Raw genomic sequence first — 17,596 nt, 5'->3', positions numbered from 1 at the left:
TATTCTAGCATTGTAAAAACCATGATGACAACAATTAGACACATAAATGTCATTTGTTATTTTAATAAAAATAAATTATAATAATATTCTAAATATTGTTTTAAAAAGGAGGGTTAATATGGAATTATTTGACAAGATCTATGATGAGCACGAAAACGTAAAAGTAAGGTTTATTGGATTTACTACAGAACATACCCGCTATGATTTTGGGATTATTTACACCAACATGTTTTTTGGTAAACCCCTTGTTGTCTGCATGCAAACTGGCCGTTCCACTCTCCTCGATCCTAAAGAAATTGAAGATATTGAATACCTTCAAAATGTATTCCGGATTCCAGATAAACAACAAGCTGCAGATTTAGCTGAGTTCTTCAAAGAAACCCTCCCACAAATCCCATTTGTTACCCAATATGAATAATTGGACAAAAAATGGCCTATTAATAGGCCTTTTTTGTGTGGAAAATAATTAAATGTGACATACAATTTAGGCTTGATAAATCCAATGTGTTATATTATTATTAAATTAACAACAATAAAACGTTTTCAATGTAATGCACATTTCATAATGAAAAGGGGATTGAAAAGATGGGCACAATCGTTTGCCAAGCTTGCAACTCAACAATTGATCATTTCGAAGATGAAAAAGTAACAGTTCTCTATTCTAGATGTAATTGTTGCGATGATCACCATTCCGAAGAAGAACGATAAAACTTTACTTTAAATAGAAACAGGATTCCTTAACGGAATCCTGTATTTTTATTTTATTGCCTTATACTCTTTAATTACACGGATGGTTTTAATCTCGTCATCCTCTGGCCCTTGGACAGGCAAACCAGCTTCGAGGTTTTCACGAACATAGTGCAGGTTTTCTTTTGTAATGATTTCACCGGGAATGAAAATTGGAATTCCCGGTGGATAGACCATAATAAATTCGGCAATGATTCTTCCTTCTGATTGTTCAAATGGAATAACTTCCGTATCTGCATAAAAAGCGTCTCTAGGAGTTAATGCAAGAATAGGAATATCAGGAAGAAGAACTTGAATAGGTTCGAACTTTTCTTTACGATGTTCTCGTTCCTCGGCAAGCTCTTTTAATGCATTAACCAAAATATCGCCTTCAAAATCTGTATCGCCAATTGTAATGATACAAAGTATGTTATATAGGTCAGACATTTCTACTTCAATATTATGTTTTTCCCTTAACCACTTTTCGACCTCATACCCTGTTAATCCTAATTCTTTTACTGAGATAATTAATTTGGTTGGATCATAATCAAAGGTTGCTTTGGAACCTAAAATTTCTTCCCCAACACAATGTAGATGATCTATTTCATTAATTCTTTTTCTAATTGATTGTGCAAGATCAATTGTTTTATCAATTAAATCTTTTCCTTTAGTGGCTAATTGTTTTCTAGCAACATCTAGGGAGGCAAGTAATAAATAGGAAGTTGAAGTCGTCGTCAGCATACTTAGTATTGTTTGAACGTGCTTGGCAGAAACAAGGCCCTCTTTAACGTTTAATATAGAGCTTTGTGTCATTGATCCTCCAAGTTTATGGACGCTCGTTGCAGCCATATCAGCACCCGCTTGCATAGCAGATAGAGGTAATTCATCGTGAAAATGAATATGAACTCCATGTGCTTCATCTACTAGGACCGGAACATTATGGGAGTGCGCAATTTCAACTATTCTTTTTAAATCTGCGGATATCCCAAAATACGTTGGGTTAATCACTAGGATTGCTTTCGCATCAGGATGCTGATTTAGTGCTTTTTCAACTGAATCAGTCGTGATTCCATGGGATATACCTAGATCCTCATCAATTTCTGGATGAATAAAAACAGGGATTGCCCCGGAGAAGACTATGGCAGACATAATTGATTTATGAACATTTCTTGGGACGATGATTTTATCCTCAGGTCCGCAAACAGCCATAATCATGGCAATAATTGCACCGCTTGTTCCTTGGACAGAAAAAAAGGTTCTATCTGCACCGAAAGCTTCAGCTGCCAAATCTTGAGCTTGTTTAATTATTCCTTTTGGCTGATGAAGGTCATCGAGTGGGCCGATATTGATTAAGTCGATCGATAAGGCATTATCACCGATAAAATTTCGAAAATCAGGATCGATTCCAACGCCTTTTTTATGACCTGGGATATGAAATTGGACTGGATTTTTTTTTGCATGTTCTAATAAACCGCTAAATAACGGTGTTTGATTTTGTGACAATTTATTTCCACACCTCTTTATAAACAAAATGCTTTAATTTCAATACAAAACAAATGAATTATAGCACTAATACAATTGCTTGCATAGAAATTTGTATCCTGGGTAAATCACTTTTTATCATGTTAGGTTAGTTTGCTCAATAAAACAGGGAAATTAACCTTTAATAGCGAAATAAGAAGGTAACAATAATTAGGAGGGTTTTCTTTGAATTGGCAGACGCGAATTACTGAAATTCTTAATATTCAATATCCCATTATTCAGGGAGGATTAGCCCATCTAGCCTATTCTGAATTGGCTGCAGCTGTTTCTAATTCAGGCGGGCTAGGGCAAATTACGGCTATGTCTCTCGATAATCCGGAGCAGCTTCGGAAGGAAATCAGAAAAGTAAAGCAGCTGACGAAGAAGCCATTCGGTGTAAATTACGCAATTGGACAGCATAATAGACCTTTTGAAGAGATGCTTCAAGTAGCTATTGATGAAGACGTCGCAGTTGTATCCATGACCGGTGGAAATCCTGCACCGATATTTGAACAGTTAAAAGGAACATCGATAAAAAAATTAGTTCTTGTAGCGGCTAGAAGGCAGGCTGAAAAGGCTGAAGAATTGGGTGCTGATGCAGTAATGGTAGTAGGGCAGGAAGGAGGCGGACACCTCGGCAGGGATGATATTGGAACGATTGTATTAATCCCTCAAGTGGTTGATGCAGTTTCTATCCCTGTAATTGCATCAGGTGGTATTGGAGATGGCAGAGGTCTAATGGCAGCTCTTAGCTTGGGAGCAGAAGGAATTGAAATGGGAACAAGATTTATTGCTACCAAGGAATGTGTACATGCAAATGACCTTTATAAGAAAAGACTTGTAGAGGGCTCAGAAGCTAATACTGTTGTTATCAAACGCACTATTGGGGCACCAGCACGTGCCATTTCAAATACTTGGACGAATAAAATTCTAGAAATTGAGAAAGAATACGGCAATTACGAACACTTGAAAAATTATGTTAGCGGGCAGGCAAACAAACGATATATATATGATGGAGTAGAAGATGAAGGTTTTGCCTGGGCAGGACAAGTGATGGGTCTTATTAAAGATATACCATCGGTAGCAGAATTATTTAATCGAATGATAACGGAGGCAGAACAAATTCGTGAAAAATGGGCAAAATAAAGGTATTATACATATATGTAAATAAAGTAAGCAGGTGAAAACAACTTGGAGTATCAATACCCGATTGATTACCATTGGACAACAGATGAAATTGTTGACGTAATTAAATTTTACGAGGCGATCGAAAGAGCAAATGAAAAAGGAATAGACCGTGACGAACTAATGACTATTTATCGGAGATTTAAGGAAATAGTCCCTAGTAAAGCTGAAGAAAAAACGCTCTGTGGTGAATTCGAAGACATTAGTGGCTATTCTTCCTATAGGACAATAAAAAAAGCCAAAAATGCCTCCCCAGGTGAAAAAATAACGATGAAATAAACAGAGAAAACTCCGAACAAGGTTCCGGAGTTTTTTTATTTGATATTAAGAGCAATCTTATACAAAGGTGCAACTTTATTGAAGACATTTTCAACTTGCTGTAGAAAGTCTTCATTGTTTAAATTAAGAACTTCATCTCGTTTAATTTCATATCCGCATAAGATTTCTGCTTTTTTTACCTTTTCCAGACGTTCAAACATGCCGCGTAAATCTTCTTTTGATAGTTGTCCATGTGGTACTGATTCAGGTTTTGTATGGTCTAATGACCAAACAAAGTCTTTAGGAGTCTCTTTATAAATTTTGTTAATTTTTTTTGTTAATCTCGCCGCAAATTCCTGTTTTTGAGGTGCTTCATAGATAACAGCAAACCAAATAAATAAATGGGTTTGCCACAATCCAATTTGAAAATGGGGAAGCATTTTGTAACCGCGGGGATTATTTGCAAATGCAACCCATGTATCTTTGGGAGGATTGATCGTCCTTCTAGCATGTTTGGCAACATGAACAAATTGTTCATCACCCGTTAATGTAGTTAAAGTGGGTGCAAAATGGAGCCCAAGGCTTTCTAATTTAGGACGAATCCTTTCTTTTAATGCTTCCATTCTTGTCTCTAATCCATCTATTTGAAAAACATCGAAATCTTCATTATTAAAGCCTCTAAAGTCCATTTTAAAATCCTCCATATGCAGACATTTGTCATTTATTGTAGCATACTAGCGAAAATTCTAGAAACGAAGTGCTTATATAGGTTAATGCACATATTAGTTGCAACCTTACATGGTGGCTCATATTATATTACTAAAAATAGTCTGAAAAATTAAATAACAGTTGAAAGGAGAAAGCTACAATGAAACAATTGATGAATACTTCACTAAAAAAAGTTGGCGAGAAGGAAAGAATGGCATATTTGAGATTAGAAATGGATTATGAGCTGGCAACATTGTTTGAGGCCATTGAAGAAAAAAATGAGAAAAAAATGAAGGAATGCAAACAAAAATTAGAAAAAATCCGCCAAGAGTTACTAAAACTTAAAGCTCTTTGATAATTTGTTTTCAAAGGGGATACCATTTAGAATGAAAATAAAGAATTTCATATCGATATTATAAAACGAACTCTGTGTAGGGAAGTAGAGAGTTCGTTTATTGTTTTGCCCGATTAAAATAAGGGTGGTTAAAAGTTGAAGGCTTACCTAAATTTGATTAAGCTTAGGATATGTTACATATAAGGATTGAAAAAATTGGAGGGATAACATGGACTGGGAGTACATTGATCTACTCGCTAAGCAATGGGTAATGGAAGCTGGGGATAAGATTAGAGATTCTTTTACTAAAACCTTAAATATCCAAACCAAATCAAATCCCAATGATTTAGTAACAAATATAGATCAAGAAATAGAACAATTTTTTATAGATAAAATCAGAAAAACTTTCCCAAACCAGAGGATATTGGGTGAAGAAGGGTTTGGGGATGAAGTAAGTAATCTTGATGGAGTTGTATGGATTATTGACCCGATTGATGGGACAATGAACTTTATTCATCAACAGAGAAATTTTGCCATATCCTTAGGTGTTTATGAAAATGGTATTGGTAAAATTGGGATTATTTATGATGTTGCTCACGGTGAATTATATCATACTATTAGTGGTAAAGGAGCCTTTATGAATGAAACACAGCTGCCACCATTAAATAAAGTGACAGTCAAAGAATCAATCATAGCATTAAATGCAAGTTGGGTAATGGAAAATCATCGTATTGACCATAACCTGCTAATACCACTGGTCAGAGAGGCAAGAGGTACAAGATCATATGGTACTGCTGCACTTGAAATGGTGTTTGTGGCAACTGGAAGAGTGGATGCCTATATTTCGATGAGACTATCCCCTTGGGATGTGGCTGCAGGTGCTGTTATTATTGAAGAATTAGGTGGTATTGTAACCAATATAAGAGGGAAAAAGCTTGATTTCCTTTCAAAAGATTCACTGCTCGTCGCAAAACCAGGATTACACCCAACAATCATAAATGATTATTTAAAAGAAGGAAAATGGTAAAAAGAAGCCTAAATAGGCTTCTTTTTGTCTAGCTGTGGCGCTGCAGCTTTTCCTATAATTCTCCATTAGCTCTAAATTTGGCTTTTGTTTTAAAACCGAAGCCCATCACTAGTACTAATGCCATGATGCTGCCAATGATTCCTAAAATACTTTCTTCACCAATTGCCACACCAATTGCCATAATACTTACGGTTGCAAGTATAGCGTAAAATACAAAAATCCATTTAATTTGCTTCATTTATAGCTAGTCTCCTTTGTCACCTAAATAAAAAATATTCCTTATGATAAATAATATAGTTTTATTCTACAGAAAATGCTTTTAGTTTTCCACCATTAATGTGGTATAATACTTTAGTTGTTAATGGGAAACTATAAATAGCTTAAAATTTTTTTAAATAGAAGTAGGAGTGAAGCACTTGAAATTAAGAGAAGATATTCGCAATATAGCAATTATCGCACACGTTGACCACGGGAAAACGACTTTGGTTGACCAATTATTAAAGCAGTCAGGAACATTTCGTACAAATGAGCACGTTGAGGAACGTGCAATGGATTCCAACGATATTGAAAGGGAACGTGGAATTACGATTCTCGCTAAGAACACAGCGATTCAATATATGGATAAACGAATCAATATTTTAGATACACCTGGACATGCTGATTTTGGCGGCGAGGTTGAGCGTATCATGAAAATGGTTGATGGAGTTTTACTAGTTGTTGATGCCTATGAAGGAACCATGCCACAAACTCGCTTTGTATTAAAAAAGGCATTAGAACAGAATTTAACCCCGATTGTTGTCGTTAATAAAATTGACCGTGATTTTGCCCGTCCTTTAGAAGTAATCGATGAGGTTATTGATTTATTTATTGAACTAGGTGCTAATGAAGATCAACTTGAGTTCCCGTTCATTTTTGCATCTGCAATAAACGGAACTGCCAGCCTGGATCATGAAAAGCAAGATGAAAACATGCAATGTTTGTATGATTCCATTGTGGAGAACATACCAGCACCAATTGACAATCGTGATGAGCCATTACAATTCCAAGTTGCTCTTCTTGACTATAATGACTATGTTGGAAGAATTGGAATTGGGCGCGTTTTCCGCGGCACCATGCATGTGGGACAGCAGGTTTCATTAATGAAAATAGATGGTTCTGTTAAACAATTTCGTGTAACGAAAATCTTTGGTTTCTTTGGACTAAAACGTCAGGAAATTCAAGAAGCAGTAGCGGGAGACTTAATTGCTGTTTCTGGTATGGAAGATATTAACGTGGGCGAAACCGTTTGTCCGGTTGAGCACCAAGAAGCATTACCAATTCTTAGAATTGATGAACCAACATTACAGATGACTTTTGTTGTTAATAACAGCCCATTTGCAGGTAGAGAAGGTAAGTACTTAACTTCTAGAAAGATTGAAGAAAGACTACTCGCTCAGCTGCAAACAGATGTAAGCTTACGTGTTGAAAATACAGATTCTCCGGATGCTTGGATTGTTTCTGGTCGTGGTGAGCTTCATTTATCGATTTTAATCGAAAATATGCGTCGTGAAGGCTATGAGCTTCAAGTCTCTAAGCCTGAAGTTATTGTAAAATTAATTGATGGTGTTCGTAGTGAGCCGATTGAAAGAGTACAAATTGATGTACCAGAAGAGCATACAGGTTCTGTAATGGAATCAATTGGTGCCCGTAAAGGCGAAATGATTGATATGATTAATAACGGATCAGGTCAAGTCCGCTTAATCTTTAATGTTCCAGCACGTGGACTAATTGGCTACACGACAGAATTCTTAACAATGACACGTGGTTATGGAATAATAAATCACACATTTGACAGCTACCAGCCAATGCTTCAAGGTCAAGTGGGAGGAAGACGTCAAGGTGTGCTAGTATCAATGGAATCAGGAAAAGCTTCTACTTATGGTATTATGAATGTTGAGGACCGTGGAACAATTTTCGTTGAACCTGGTACTGAAATATACGAAGGTATGATTGTTGGCGAACACACGCGTGAAAATGATATTACTGTTAATATCACAAAAGTGAAACAAGCAACAAATATTCGTTCTGCAAACAAGGATCAAACATCGGTTATTAAGAAACCAAGAATAATGACTCTTGAAGAGTCATTAGAATACCTAAACGATGATGAATACTGTGAAGTTACACCAGAATCCATTCGTTTACGTAAAAAGATTCTAGATAAAAATGAACGTGAAAGAATGGCCAAAAAGAAAAAGGTCGCAGAATTAAGTTAATTTCTCTTCGGGGGAGGTAATAGGCGTGAATGTAGCGGACCGGCTTTCTTTTTTTCCAGCCCTCTATAACGTAACTGAACAACCAAAATTGGGAATGTGGCTGCTTTATTTTACAATTGTAGCTCTCTCAATTTTGGTTTATAAACTTGGCTTTGCTCAGAAGCTGCCAATCGGAAAATCTATAATGATTTATATCTTTTTAGCTGCAGGATGTACGATTCTAACTATACTAGGAATCTTTTTACCAATAACAGAGGGTCTTGTTGTTGCAGCATTAATTTTAATCATTTACAAAATTCGCCTGCACCAGTCGAAAAAACAGCAAGTTGAGGCAAAGTAACGGGGGATATAAACATGAGATCGGTACAGGATGCACTTTATAATTGGCTTTCGATAAAGGTTGTATGCGACGCTCGTCCTGAAGATACGGCAGCAAGAGAAACGTTAGACCTTTTTGATGGGATTATTAAGGATGAACATCATTTAACAAACATTGAAGTGACAACTGATGAAGTGATGTATTATGTTTCTTTTATTCATGAAGGTGAAACGAAGAAGACTCGATTTCCACGTGAACTCATCGAGGTTATGCTCAACCAAATTAACCAAGAGCCAGATAAGTATTGTAACTTTCCAATTGAAGAATAAAAAAATTCATGCCGAATTCGGCATGAATTTTTTTTACCAATCATCCTTCTCTGACTGTGCACGATAAAATCTAAAGTTACCTGTATCAATTCTTGCTTTTGTTTTTTCAGAGATTCTACTACTACAGTCTTGACACATATATGTATGGATAGGACGATTTCGAAGACGTTTTGCTATAAATGATTCATCTTCTATCGATTCAATTTTGTCGCAGATTACGCATTTTACTCTCATAAAGCACCTCGGGGTCAATTCTAGTCTTGCTTTTTATATTGTTTATACTATAGTATATCATGCAAAGATGGCGATAGGTAAATCAATTGGGATTAAGTTGCTGAATAAAACAGATAATAGTACTATGAGATTGTCTGTTTTTATGGCATAAAGCTGTAAGGAATTGAATGAAGGGGATGTAAGTATGCCGAATCAAGTAGAACCAAGACTCATTAAGCCGTTATTTGATGAGTTGCAGAAAGAAAGGTTTGTAACATTAGCAACAGTAGATTATGAAACAGGTGGTCCAAATGTTAGCGCCATATCATGGATTTTAGCAAAAGATGAAGAAACAATCTATTTTGCTGTAGATAATAAATCTAGAATTATTCAAAATATCACACAAAATAATAAAGTTGTTATCAATTTAATTGCTAATGAATCTACATATTCCATACAAGGTGAAGCTTCCTTGAAAGAAGAGCGGATGCAGGACGTTCCTTTAAAGCTGGCATTGATCGAAATAAGGATTCACGAGGTTAGAGACGTTATGTTCTATGGTTCAAAAATTGTCACAGAGCCACAGTATGACAAAACGTATGACAAAAATGCGGCTGCCAGACTAGATAAGCAGGTAATGGAAGCAATGAAAAAAGCTTAGTCTAACGACTAAGCTTTTTTATTTATAATGATTGGATTGCTCTTCTTGATCTTTTTCTAAACTTCTTTTTTGATCATCAGGCAGCTTTTTCTTTGGTTCCTCAGGAGCGTTTTTAGGATTAGGATCTATCATATCTCCAGGGATTTCAGGCATTAATCTGCCTGCAACATCGGCTAGTTCTTCCATTATACCTTGTATTGGTCTGCCTTTTTGGATATCGGCTGAAATTTCTTTCAATCGCTGATTGGTGTCTGCATCAGCGATAACGATTGCACGTGCACCATAAGGGTCTTTCTTTAGGCTTTCGGCTACTGAATACTTTATTGTCCCAACTTGTGATCGTTCAATCTTGGAATTTACGTCAATACCTACTATGGCATACCTGCCGATCACAACAGCCGTTGCGTCGTGAACATTTGGTATACTCGTGGCAAGTTCAACTAATCGTTTGGAAATTTCCTGACCCGTTTTCCGGTCTACCTCTTCGATATAGCTGTTCTTTACGTTAACTAATGATTGCTTCTCATTATTTTGAGCATTGTTGGTGTTGTTGTTACAAGCAGCTAAGATCAATAATAAGGTAGTAAACATCAAAACCTTTTTCATTTAAATTATCCACCTCCACAAAGAGTTGTATAAATGATTCATAAAGAACACTCGAGTTTTGTTAGAATCAACTTACATTTATTGTGCGGAAATCCTTCTATCTTTATTCGAACAAACATATATTTTACCAAAGTCCTATCTAGCAATCGGTTTGTATGCACCATTAACAAGCCAACAACTAGAAAAAGTGGAGGCGTCGCTTTGAGTAAAATATACGTGTTAGATACAAACGTCTTATTACAAGACCCGTATTCCATATTCTCATTCGAAGATAATGAAGTAGTCATTCCTGCAGTTGTCCTTGAAGAAGTGGACTCAAAGAAAAGATACATGGATGAAATAGGGAGAAATGCCCGACATGTATCAAGATTAATTGATGAATTGAGAGCAGCAGGTAAGCTTCATGAAAAAATCCCGCTTGAAAATGGCGGAACCATTAGAATTGAACTTAATCATCGTGCTTTTCATGAACTACAGGAAATTTTTGTGGAAAAAACTAATGACAATCGAATTCTTGCAGTAGCAAAAAATTTATCAACAGAAGAACAACAAAAAGAAAATGGAAAACCAGTAATCTTAGTAAGTAAAGATACATTAGTCAGGGTAAAGGCAGACGCTATTGGGTTAACTGCAGAGGATTTTTTAAGTGACAGAGTGGTCGAGATCGACCATATTTACACAGGTTTTTTAGAAGTTTTTTTACCTGTAGAATTGCTGGGAACTTTTTATGAAAAAGGTGAGTTACTTTTATCAGAAATAGGAAGATATTCATTTTATCCGAATCAATTCTTAATTATGAAAGATGCGTTAGGAGGATCTGCATCCGCATTGGGGATGGTGGATAAATCAAGGCAAAAAGTAAAGAAACTTGTCATAAATCAAGAACATGTATGGGGGATTCACCCAAGGAATGTACAGCAAACAATGGCAATCGAGTTACTGCTTCGTAAAGATATACCGCTTGTAACCTTAATAGGAAAAGCAGGGACAGGAAAAACCTTGCTGGCTTTAGCATCCGGGTTAATGCAGACAGAGGACTTTAGAGAATTTAAAAAGCTGTTAGTTGCCAGACCTATTGTCCCAGTTGGTAAGGATTTAGGATATTTACCTGGAGAAAAACAAGAAAAACTTAGACCTTGGATGCAGCCAATTTTTGATAACCTTGAATATCTTTTTAATACTAAGAAACCTGGAGAATTGGACGCCATTCTTGCAGGAATGGGTTCAATAGAGGTAGAGGCTTTAACCTATATACGTGGAAGAAGTCTGCCGAAGCAATTTATTATCATTGATGAAGCTCAAAATTTAACTAAACATGAAGTGAAAACAATCTTAACACGTGTGGGTGAGGGCAGTAAAATTGTCTTAATGGGTGACCCTGAACAAATAGATCATCCATATCTTGACGCCTACAATAATGGTTTAACCTATGTGGTCGAACGTTTTAAAGACCAAGTTATTTCCGGACATGTTAAATTATTGAAAGGAGAGCGTTCCGGATTAGCAAGACTGGCAGCAGACTTGCTTTAACTTGCTAAAGAAAAATATGATATAAACGGAGAAACGGGTACCAAATTGGCACCCGTTGTTTATTATTTAATAATAAATTCTCTTACATTTTTTATGGGGTGTTGTTGGTTAGATCCATCTCCAAAATAAACATGGACAGGTCCATCTTCTGAAAGTGGTTTCCCCACTTCTGAAAAACCTAAAATTAGGTCCTTTGCCTTATCGAGAGATACCTCATGTTCTGAAGTTGCTGTTTTTATGACTAAAGCCGCAGCATTTTCAACTGGCTCGGCATTTTTTAAAAAAGGCTGAAACGGGATACCAAAACTTCCTGTTAATACCTTTTCTTTCTCATATTTCTTCTCTGTTTTTAAGGTTGGCGGATAGACAGCACCCTCCATTATTTCACGATCCCAATGTTTAGAAACCGATTTAGTATATTCCTCAAGTTCGTTAGGATGTGCAGAAGTGGTAGAAAAGTAAGTAGTCAAATCAATCTTTCGATCATCAAAAATCCAAACAGTGGGATCGAGAGTAATTGAATAGTTAACTTTGCCGGATAGTACAATTATGTTTTCCATCTTTCATTCCTCCAGTTCATTTCTATTAAAGTATAACGTGAAATAGAGTGAATGTCATATATGTAATATGATGGAACAAAAGAACCCTGACAGTTATTGTTCTTGCATTTTTCTCTGGTAAAAGGTAAAATTTATAGATAAGTTGGGTTATCGCTCTGAATGGGGGGATCAATGTTGGCGTCTGAAATGATTGTGAATCATCAGGAAAAAGCCTATGCCTTGTTACAGGCAGACGCTGAAAAAATATTAAAGCTTATTAAGGTGCAAATGGAAAATCTCACGATGCCTCAATGCCCTCTTTATGAAGAGGTATTGGATACGCAAATGTTTGGTTTATCTAGAGAGATAGAGTTTGCGGTCAGATTAGGCTTAATTGATGTTAAGGATGGCAAAGAGATACTAGATAAATTAGAAAGAGAATTATCTGCGCTTCATGATGCATCCATTAGAAAATAGCTAAAAAACTCAAACAATGATGATGTGTTGTTTGAGTTTTTTATTAACCATTTCTATTTTCAGAATATTCCTAATCGAAATATTGAAGTAATGTAACTTTTCCTCAACCCATTCGTTTCATTTTCTATTATAATAGCAATAACGAAAATATTAAAAACGAGGAAGTTATCACATGTTTAAAAAAATATTGAAATCCTATGATTATTCATTAATCATTGCAATCGTACTTTTGTCTTTATTTGGTTTAGTGATGGTTTATAGTGCCAGTATGGCTTCGGCAGTCCAACGATATGGAGTAGAGAGTGATTATTTCTATCAAAAACAAAAGATTTATCTAATCGCTTCGGGTTTAATCTTTATATTTATTGCATTATTTCCTTATAAAATTATGAAAGATACCAGATTTTTACTGCCAATGGTTGGTCTATCTATCTTGGGTCTTTTAGGTCTTTTTGCATTTGGACAAGTTAGAGGAAATGCTCAAAGTTGGTATGATTTTGGTTTTATTAGTATTCAGCCAGCAGAGTTTGTCAAAATATCGGTTATTATTTATTTGTCTGCTGTTTATGCGAAGAAGCAGGCATACATTAACAAGTTCAATCATGGTGTACTCCCGCCATTAGCCTACCTAGTAATCGTGCTTGGTTTAATTGCTTTTCAACCAGATTTTGGAACAGCACTTATTATTGGTTTAATTGCTGGAACTATCATTCTCTCCTCTGGAATGAATTTCAAAAATATTACCAAATTAGTATTGCTAGGTATGATTCTCATTTCACCTGTCTTTTTAGTTTTGCAGGACGAAATTTTTTCTGAAAAACGTTTGGAACGATTTGAAGTCTTAAGTAATCCGTTTGAGGATGAACTTGATTCTGGGTTCCACCTAGCAAATTCATATATAGCGATTGGGTCAGGCGGTGTAAATGGATTAGGATTAGGAAAAAGTGTCCAAAAGCTAGGATATTTACCTGAATCCCACACAGATTTTATTATGGCAGTCATTGCAGAAGAATTAGGAGTATGGGGAGTCAGCTTTGTAATCATTACTCTAGGTTATATTGTTTTAAGGGGAATTTATCTTGGAATCAGGTGTAAGGATCCATTTGGCAGTTTATTGGCTATTGGAATATCGAGTATGATTGGAATCCAGTCGTTTATCAATCTGGCAGGTGTTTCAGGAATTATGCCACTGACAGGTGTCCCATTACCATTTGTGAGCTATGGGGGATCTTCACTTTTGCAGTTAGCAATAGCATCGGGTATTCTAGTAAATGTCTCAATGTTTGTTAAATATGAAAATAAATATAAACAAAAGCCACAAGAAAAAGAAAAGAATAGAAATCACCAAGATGGAAATGTATATCAATTTCGAACATAGCGCAGGGAAAATTGCGTCCCTGCGCTTTTATACAAAAAGAGAGAGAAAGAGGTGCTTCAATTGACGAGACAAATCAATAAAGTGTTAGTTGCAAACAGAGGAGAAATTGCCATTAGGGTTTTTCGGGCATGTACTGAATTAAACATCAAAACAGTTGCGATTTATTCTAGGGAAGATACAGGTGCGTATCATCGCTATAAAGCTGATGAGGCTTATTTAGTTGGTGAAGGAAAGAAACCAATTGATGCTTATTTAGACATTGAAGGAATCATTGAAATTGCAAAGTTTAGCGGTGCAAATGCCATTCATCCGGGCTATGGCTTCTTATCGGAAAATATCCATTTTGCAAAACGTTGTGAAGAAGAAGGAATTATTTTTATAGGACCAACATCAAATCACCTTGATATGTTCGGTGATAAGGTCAAAGCAAGAAAACAAGCAGAATTGGCGGGGATACCTGTAATTCCCGGCAGCGATGGACCAGTCAGAAATATCGAAGAAGTTCGGGACTTTACCTTCCATCATGGTTTTCCAATTATTATTAAAGCGGCCCTTGGCGGTGGCGGACGTGGAATGCGTATTGTTAGAAATCTAGAGGAAATGCAAGAATCATTTGACCGAGCTAAATCAGAAGCAAAAGCAGCTTTTGGCAGTGACGAAGTTTACCTAGAGAAATTAATCGAGAAACCAAAACACATAGAAGTTCAAATATTCGGGGATAAAAATGGTGATATTGTCCATTTGTATGACAGGGATTGTTCCGTACAGCGTCGTCATCAAAAGGTAGTAGAAGTAGCCCCAAGCGTATCTATATCCGATTCATTAAGAGAGAAAATATGTTCTGCAGCCGTTAAGTTAATGAAAAATGTAGCTTACTTAAATGCAGGGACGGTTGAATTTCTTGTTTCAGATCAGGACTTTTATTTCATAGAAGTAAATCCAAGGATTCAGGTTGAACATACCGTAACAGAAATGGTAACAGGAATTGATATTGTACATACCCAAATATTAATTGCTGAAGGACAAGATTTACACAGCCCAATTGTGGGAATTCCTCCACAAGATGAGATTCGGATTAACGGTTTTGCCATTCAGTCCCGTGTCACAACAGAGGACCCACTAAATAATTTTATGCCTGATACAGGAAAAATTATGGCTTACCGCTCTGGAGGAGGCTTTGGTGTTCGTCTTGATGCAGGAAATGGTTTTCAAGGTGCAGTCATCACACCTTATTATGATTCTTTGCTTGTGAAGCTTTCTACATGGGCATTAACCTTTGAACAAGCCGCCTCAAAAATGGTTCGGAATCTAAGGGAGTTCAGAATTCGGGGGATTAAAACCAATATTCCTTTTCTTGAGAATGTAGTAAGACACGAGAAGTTCAGAAGAGGGGAATATGATACATCATTTATTGATTCAACACCAGAGTTATTCGTATTTCCAGTTAGTAAGGACCGTGGAACCAAAATGCTTTCGTATATTGGAACCGTTACTGTGAATGGTTTCCCGGGTGTTGAAAAAAAGAAAAGACCCGTGTTTTCTAAACCGCGAGTGCCTAAATTAAGCTATGATTTTGACTACCAAGACGGAACGAAACAGATTCTGGACCAAAATGGAGCAGAAGGACTTGTTCAGTGGATAAAGAGTCAAAAAAAGGTATTATTAACGGACACTACATTTAGAGATGCACATCAGTCCTTATTGGCAACAAGGGTAAGAACCACCGACATTTTGCATATTGCCGAACCCGCTGCAAAGCTTATGCCTAACCTGTTTTCCTTTGAAATGTGGGGAGGAGCAACCTTTGATGTTGCCTATCGATTCTTAAAAGAAGATCCATGGGAAAGATTGCAGATGCTTCGCAATAAAATTCCGAATGTTCTGTTTCAAATGTTAATCCGTGGTTCCAACGCAGTGGGATATAAAAATTATCCTGACAATCTTATTCGTGAATTTGTAAGAAAGTCTTCGGAGGAAGGAATTGATGTATTCAGAGTTTTTGACAGTTTAAACTGGGTACCAGGAATGGAAATTGCCATTGAAGCAGTTCGAGACAGTGGGAAGATTGCAGAAGCAGCTATTTGTTATACTGGCGATATTCTTGATCAAACAAGAGTGAAATATGATTTGAACTATTATAAGGTGCTTGCAAAAGAACTAGAGAATCAAGGGGCACATATTTTAGGGATTAAGGATATGGCTGGCTTGCTAAAACCAGAAGCAGCCTATCGACTTATATCTGAATTAAAAGAAACAATTGATATTCCAATTCATCTTCATACCCATGATACAAGCGGGAATGGTATCTTCACGTATGCTCGTGCCATTGACGGCGGAGTAGATATTGTGGATACAGCATTAAGTGCGATGGCGGGGCTTACATCACAACCAAGCGCAAATTCTCTTTATTATGCATTAGAAGGTAAAGATAGGAAACCGAATGTAAATATTAATTCCCTTGAACAGCTTTCCTATTATTGGGAGGATGTCCGAAAATATTATCACGATTTTGAAAGTGGAATGGTTGCACCACATTCAGAGGTGTACCAGCATGAGATGCCGGGTGGACAATACAGTAATCTCCAACAGCAAGCTAAGGGTGTTGGGCTTGGCGATCAGTGGGATGAGGTCAAGCAAATGTACACTAGGGTCAATCACATGTTTGGGGATATAGTAAAGGTAACACCATCATCTAAAGTTGTAGGTGATATGGCGCTTTTTATGGTGCAAAATAATTTATCAGAAAGTGATGTCCTTTATAGTGGAGACTCTCTAGACTTTCCAGATTCCGTAGTTGAATTGTTCCAAGGGTATCTCGGCCAGCCTCATCAAGGATTCCCAGAGAAACTGCAGCGTGTTATTTTAAAAGGTAAAAAACCTTTGGAGGTTCGTCCTGGTGAGTTACTGCCTGATGTTAATTTTACAGAATTAAAGGCAGAGTTAGGTAAGGAAATTGGCCGAAACGTTTCGGATATTGATTTGATTTCCTATGCACTCTATCCGAAGGTTTACAAAGAGTATTTGAATACGGTTGACCAATATGGAAATATATCCTTCTTAGATACCCCTACTTTCCTTTATGGACTACGGCTTGGGGAAGAAATTGAAGTGGAAATTGAAACAGGAAAAACACTAATTGTAAAACTTGTTTCAATTGGTCAGCCGCAGGCGGATGGCACTCGTATTGTTTATTTTGAACTAAATGGGCAGCCACGTGAGGTAAATATCAAAGATGAAAGTATCAAAGCAGCGGTATTATCTAGATTAAAAGCAGACCCTAAAAATGAAACGCATATTTCAGCAACCATGCCTGGTACTGTTGTCAAAGTATTAGTGGAAAAAGGGGAAAGAGTAGAACGAGGAGACCATCTTCTGATCACGGAAGCTATGAAAATGGAAACAACAGTCCAAGCTCCATATTCAGGAGTAGTAAAGGATATTTACGTGAAAAATGAGGACGCTATTCAAACCGGAGATTTATTGCTTGAACTTGAAAAATGATCGAAAAAAAGTTGCCAAGATTTAATTCT

At 36.6% G+C, this 17,596-nt stretch carries 20 protein-coding genes; 14 read left to right on the top strand and 6 right to left on the bottom strand.

Annotated features, from left to right (window positions below):
• Nucleotides 1-118: 118 nt before the first annotated feature.
• Nucleotides 119-418, top strand: coding sequence for a DUF3055 domain-containing protein (locus TR08_RS02160; protein ID WP_045515438.1), 300 nt, complete (start codon nt 119-121; stop codon nt 416-418).
• Between the two features lie 167 nt (nt 419-585).
• Nucleotides 586-708 (top strand): GapA-binding peptide SR1P, encoded by a 123-nt coding sequence (locus TR08_RS30670; RefSeq protein WP_081954316.1) that lies wholly within the window; start codon nt 586-588, stop codon nt 706-708.
• A 48-nt stretch (nt 709-756) separates the two neighbouring features.
• On the opposite strand, the gene TR08_RS02155 is transcribed toward TR08_RS30670, so the two are convergent.
• The gene (locus TR08_RS02155; RefSeq protein ID WP_045515437.1) at nt 757-2,229 is read right to left on the bottom strand and encodes an aminotransferase class I/II-fold pyridoxal phosphate-dependent enzyme; all 1,473 of its coding nucleotides are present in this window, start codon (nt 2,227-2,229) and stop codon (nt 757-759) included.
• 204 nt (nt 2,230-2,433) lie between these two features.
• Between TR08_RS02155 and TR08_RS02150 the strand changes: the two genes are divergently transcribed.
• Entirely contained in the window at nt 2,434-3,393 is a 960-nt protein-coding gene (locus TR08_RS02150) for an NAD(P)H-dependent flavin oxidoreductase (RefSeq protein ID WP_045515436.1), read from the top strand.
• A 45-nt stretch (nt 3,394-3,438) separates the two neighbouring features.
• On the top strand, nt 3,439-3,711 hold the full coding sequence (locus TR08_RS02145) for a UPF0223 family protein (RefSeq protein ID WP_045515435.1): 273 nt from the start codon (nt 3,439-3,441) through the stop codon (nt 3,709-3,711).
• A gap of 35 nt (nt 3,712-3,746) precedes the next feature.
• On the opposite strand, the gene TR08_RS02140 is transcribed toward TR08_RS02145, so the two are convergent.
• Nucleotides 3,747-4,379 carry a YktB family protein gene (locus TR08_RS02140; protein ID WP_045515434.1) on the bottom strand — a complete coding sequence of 211 codons (633 nt, stop codon included), beginning with the start codon at nt 4,377-4,379 and terminating at the stop codon, nt 3,747-3,749.
• A gap of 179 nt (nt 4,380-4,558) precedes the next feature.
• On the opposite strand from TR08_RS02140, the gene TR08_RS02135 reads away from it, so the two are divergent.
• Both TR08_RS02135 and TR08_RS02130 read left to right on the top strand, forming a co-directional pair.
• A complete protein-coding gene (locus TR08_RS02135) occupies nt 4,559-4,753 on the top strand; it encodes a hypothetical protein (protein WP_045515433.1) in 195 nt (64 codons plus the stop codon).
• Nucleotides 4,754-4,961: 208 nt separating this feature from the next.
• Entirely contained in the window at nt 4,962-5,759 is a 798-nt protein-coding gene (locus TR08_RS02130; protein WP_045515432.1) for an inositol monophosphatase family protein, read from the top strand.
• A 52-nt stretch (nt 5,760-5,811) separates the two neighbouring features.
• On the opposite strand, the gene TR08_RS02125 is transcribed toward TR08_RS02130, so the two are convergent.
• Nucleotides 5,812-5,997: a YlaF family protein gene (locus TR08_RS02125; RefSeq protein ID WP_045515431.1), complete on the bottom strand. Its 186-nt coding sequence runs from the start codon at nt 5,995-5,997 to the stop codon at nt 5,812-5,814.
• 178 nt (nt 5,998-6,175) lie between these two features.
• Between TR08_RS02125 and typA the strand changes: the two genes are divergently transcribed.
• Genes typA through TR08_RS02110 form a run of 3 tightly spaced genes read left to right on the top strand, consistent with a single transcriptional unit; the run spans nt 6,176 to nt 8,662 of the window.
• Nucleotides 6,176-8,014: a translational GTPase TypA gene (typA, locus tag TR08_RS02120; protein ID WP_045515430.1), complete on the top strand. Its 1,839-nt coding sequence runs from the start codon at nt 6,176-6,178 to the stop codon at nt 8,012-8,014.
• Between the two features lie 25 nt (nt 8,015-8,039).
• Nucleotides 8,040-8,354 carry a YlaH-like family protein gene (locus TR08_RS02115; RefSeq protein ID WP_045515429.1) on the top strand — a complete coding sequence of 105 codons (315 nt, stop codon included), beginning with the start codon at nt 8,040-8,042 and terminating at the stop codon, nt 8,352-8,354.
• A gap of 14 nt (nt 8,355-8,368) precedes the next feature.
• Nucleotides 8,369-8,662: a hypothetical protein gene (locus tag TR08_RS02110; RefSeq protein ID WP_045515428.1), complete on the top strand. Its 294-nt coding sequence runs from the start codon at nt 8,369-8,371 to the stop codon at nt 8,660-8,662.
• Between the two features lie 33 nt (nt 8,663-8,695).
• On the opposite strand, the gene TR08_RS30665 is transcribed toward TR08_RS02110, so the two are convergent.
• On the bottom strand, nt 8,696-8,896 hold the full coding sequence (locus TR08_RS30665; protein ID WP_081954315.1) for a YlaI family protein: 201 nt from the start codon (nt 8,894-8,896) through the stop codon (nt 8,696-8,698).
• Between the two features lie 184 nt (nt 8,897-9,080).
• Here TR08_RS30665 and TR08_RS02105 point away from each other — a divergent pair, with 184 nt between their 5' ends.
• Nucleotides 9,081-9,536, top strand: a complete 456-nt coding sequence (locus tag TR08_RS02105; RefSeq protein WP_045515427.1) for a pyridoxamine 5'-phosphate oxidase family protein — start codon at nt 9,081-9,083, stop codon at nt 9,534-9,536.
• A gap of 18 nt (nt 9,537-9,554) precedes the next feature.
• Here TR08_RS02105 and TR08_RS02100 read toward each other — a convergent pair whose 3' ends face one another.
• On the bottom strand, nt 9,555-10,142 hold the full coding sequence (locus tag TR08_RS02100; protein ID WP_045515426.1) for a YhcN/YlaJ family sporulation lipoprotein: 588 nt from the start codon (nt 10,140-10,142) through the stop codon (nt 9,555-9,557).
• 201 nt (nt 10,143-10,343) lie between these two features.
• On the opposite strand from TR08_RS02100, the gene TR08_RS02095 reads away from it, so the two are divergent.
• The gene (locus TR08_RS02095; protein ID WP_045515425.1) at nt 10,344-11,672 is read left to right on the top strand and encodes a PhoH family protein; all 1,329 of its coding nucleotides are present in this window, start codon (nt 10,344-10,346) and stop codon (nt 11,670-11,672) included.
• A 62-nt stretch (nt 11,673-11,734) separates the two neighbouring features.
• Here the strand turns inward: TR08_RS02095 and TR08_RS02090 are convergent, their stop codons facing one another.
• Nucleotides 11,735-12,232, bottom strand: coding sequence for a hypothetical protein (locus TR08_RS02090; protein WP_045515424.1), 498 nt, complete (start codon nt 12,230-12,232; stop codon nt 11,735-11,737).
• A 174-nt stretch (nt 12,233-12,406) separates the two neighbouring features.
• Here TR08_RS02090 and TR08_RS02085 point away from each other — a divergent pair, with 174 nt between their 5' ends.
• The 3 genes from TR08_RS02085 to pyc all read left to right on the top strand — a co-directional run bounded on the left by TR08_RS02085 (nt 12,407) and on the right by pyc (nt 17,567).
• Nucleotides 12,407-12,688 carry a YlaN family protein gene (locus TR08_RS02085; RefSeq protein ID WP_045515525.1) on the top strand — a complete coding sequence of 94 codons (282 nt, stop codon included), beginning with the start codon at nt 12,407-12,409 and terminating at the stop codon, nt 12,686-12,688.
• 172 nt (nt 12,689-12,860) lie between these two features.
• Nucleotides 12,861-14,066: an FtsW/RodA/SpoVE family cell cycle protein gene (locus tag TR08_RS02080; RefSeq protein ID WP_045515423.1), complete on the top strand. Its 1,206-nt coding sequence runs from the start codon at nt 12,861-12,863 to the stop codon at nt 14,064-14,066.
• A 60-nt stretch (nt 14,067-14,126) separates the two neighbouring features.
• A complete protein-coding gene (gene pyc, locus TR08_RS02075) occupies nt 14,127-17,567 on the top strand; it encodes a pyruvate carboxylase (RefSeq protein WP_045515422.1) in 3,441 nt (1,146 codons plus the stop codon).
• Nucleotides 17,568-17,596: the final 29 nt, after the last annotated feature.

This window comes from Neobacillus niacini (assembly GCF_000759675.1).
Lineage (GTDB): Bacteria > Bacillota > Bacilli > Bacillales > Cytobacillaceae > Neobacillus > Neobacillus niacini_A.
This window is presented reverse-complemented; position numbering and strand designations above follow the sequence as displayed.

Bases quoted from the DNA above. Each gene is read 5' to 3' on its own strand.
- TR08_RS02160 (WP_045515438.1), top strand. From the start codon at position 119: ATGGAATTATTTGACAAGATCTATGATGAGCACGAAAACGTAAAAGTA.
- TR08_RS30670 (WP_081954316.1), top strand. From the start codon at position 586: ATGGGCACAATCGTTTGCCAAGCTTGCAACTCAACAATTGATCATTTC.
- TR08_RS02140 (WP_045515434.1), bottom strand. From the start codon at position 4,379: ATGGACTTTAGAGGCTTTAATAATGAAGATTTCGATGTTTTTCAAATA.
- TR08_RS02135 (WP_045515433.1), top strand. From the start codon at position 4,559: ATGAAACAATTGATGAATACTTCACTAAAAAAAGTTGGCGAGAAGGAA.
- TR08_RS02130 (WP_045515432.1), top strand. From the start codon at position 4,962: ATGGACTGGGAGTACATTGATCTACTCGCTAAGCAATGGGTAATGGAA.
- TR08_RS02125 (WP_045515431.1), bottom strand. From the start codon at position 5,997: ATGAAGCAAATTAAATGGATTTTTGTATTTTACGCTATACTTGCAACC.
- TR08_RS02110 (WP_045515428.1), top strand. From the start codon at position 8,369: ATGAGATCGGTACAGGATGCACTTTATAATTGGCTTTCGATAAAGGTT.
- TR08_RS30665 (WP_081954315.1), bottom strand. From the start codon at position 8,896: ATGAGAGTAAAATGCGTAATCTGCGACAAAATTGAATCGATAGAAGAT.
- TR08_RS02105 (WP_045515427.1), top strand. From the start codon at position 9,081: ATGCCGAATCAAGTAGAACCAAGACTCATTAAGCCGTTATTTGATGAG.
- TR08_RS02100 (WP_045515426.1), bottom strand. From the start codon at position 10,142: ATGAAAAAGGTTTTGATGTTTACTACCTTATTATTGATCTTAGCTGCT.
- TR08_RS02090 (WP_045515424.1), bottom strand. From the start codon at position 12,232: ATGGAAAACATAATTGTACTATCCGGCAAAGTTAACTATTCAATTACT.
- TR08_RS02080 (WP_045515423.1), top strand. From the start codon at position 12,861: ATGTTTAAAAAAATATTGAAATCCTATGATTATTCATTAATCATTGCA.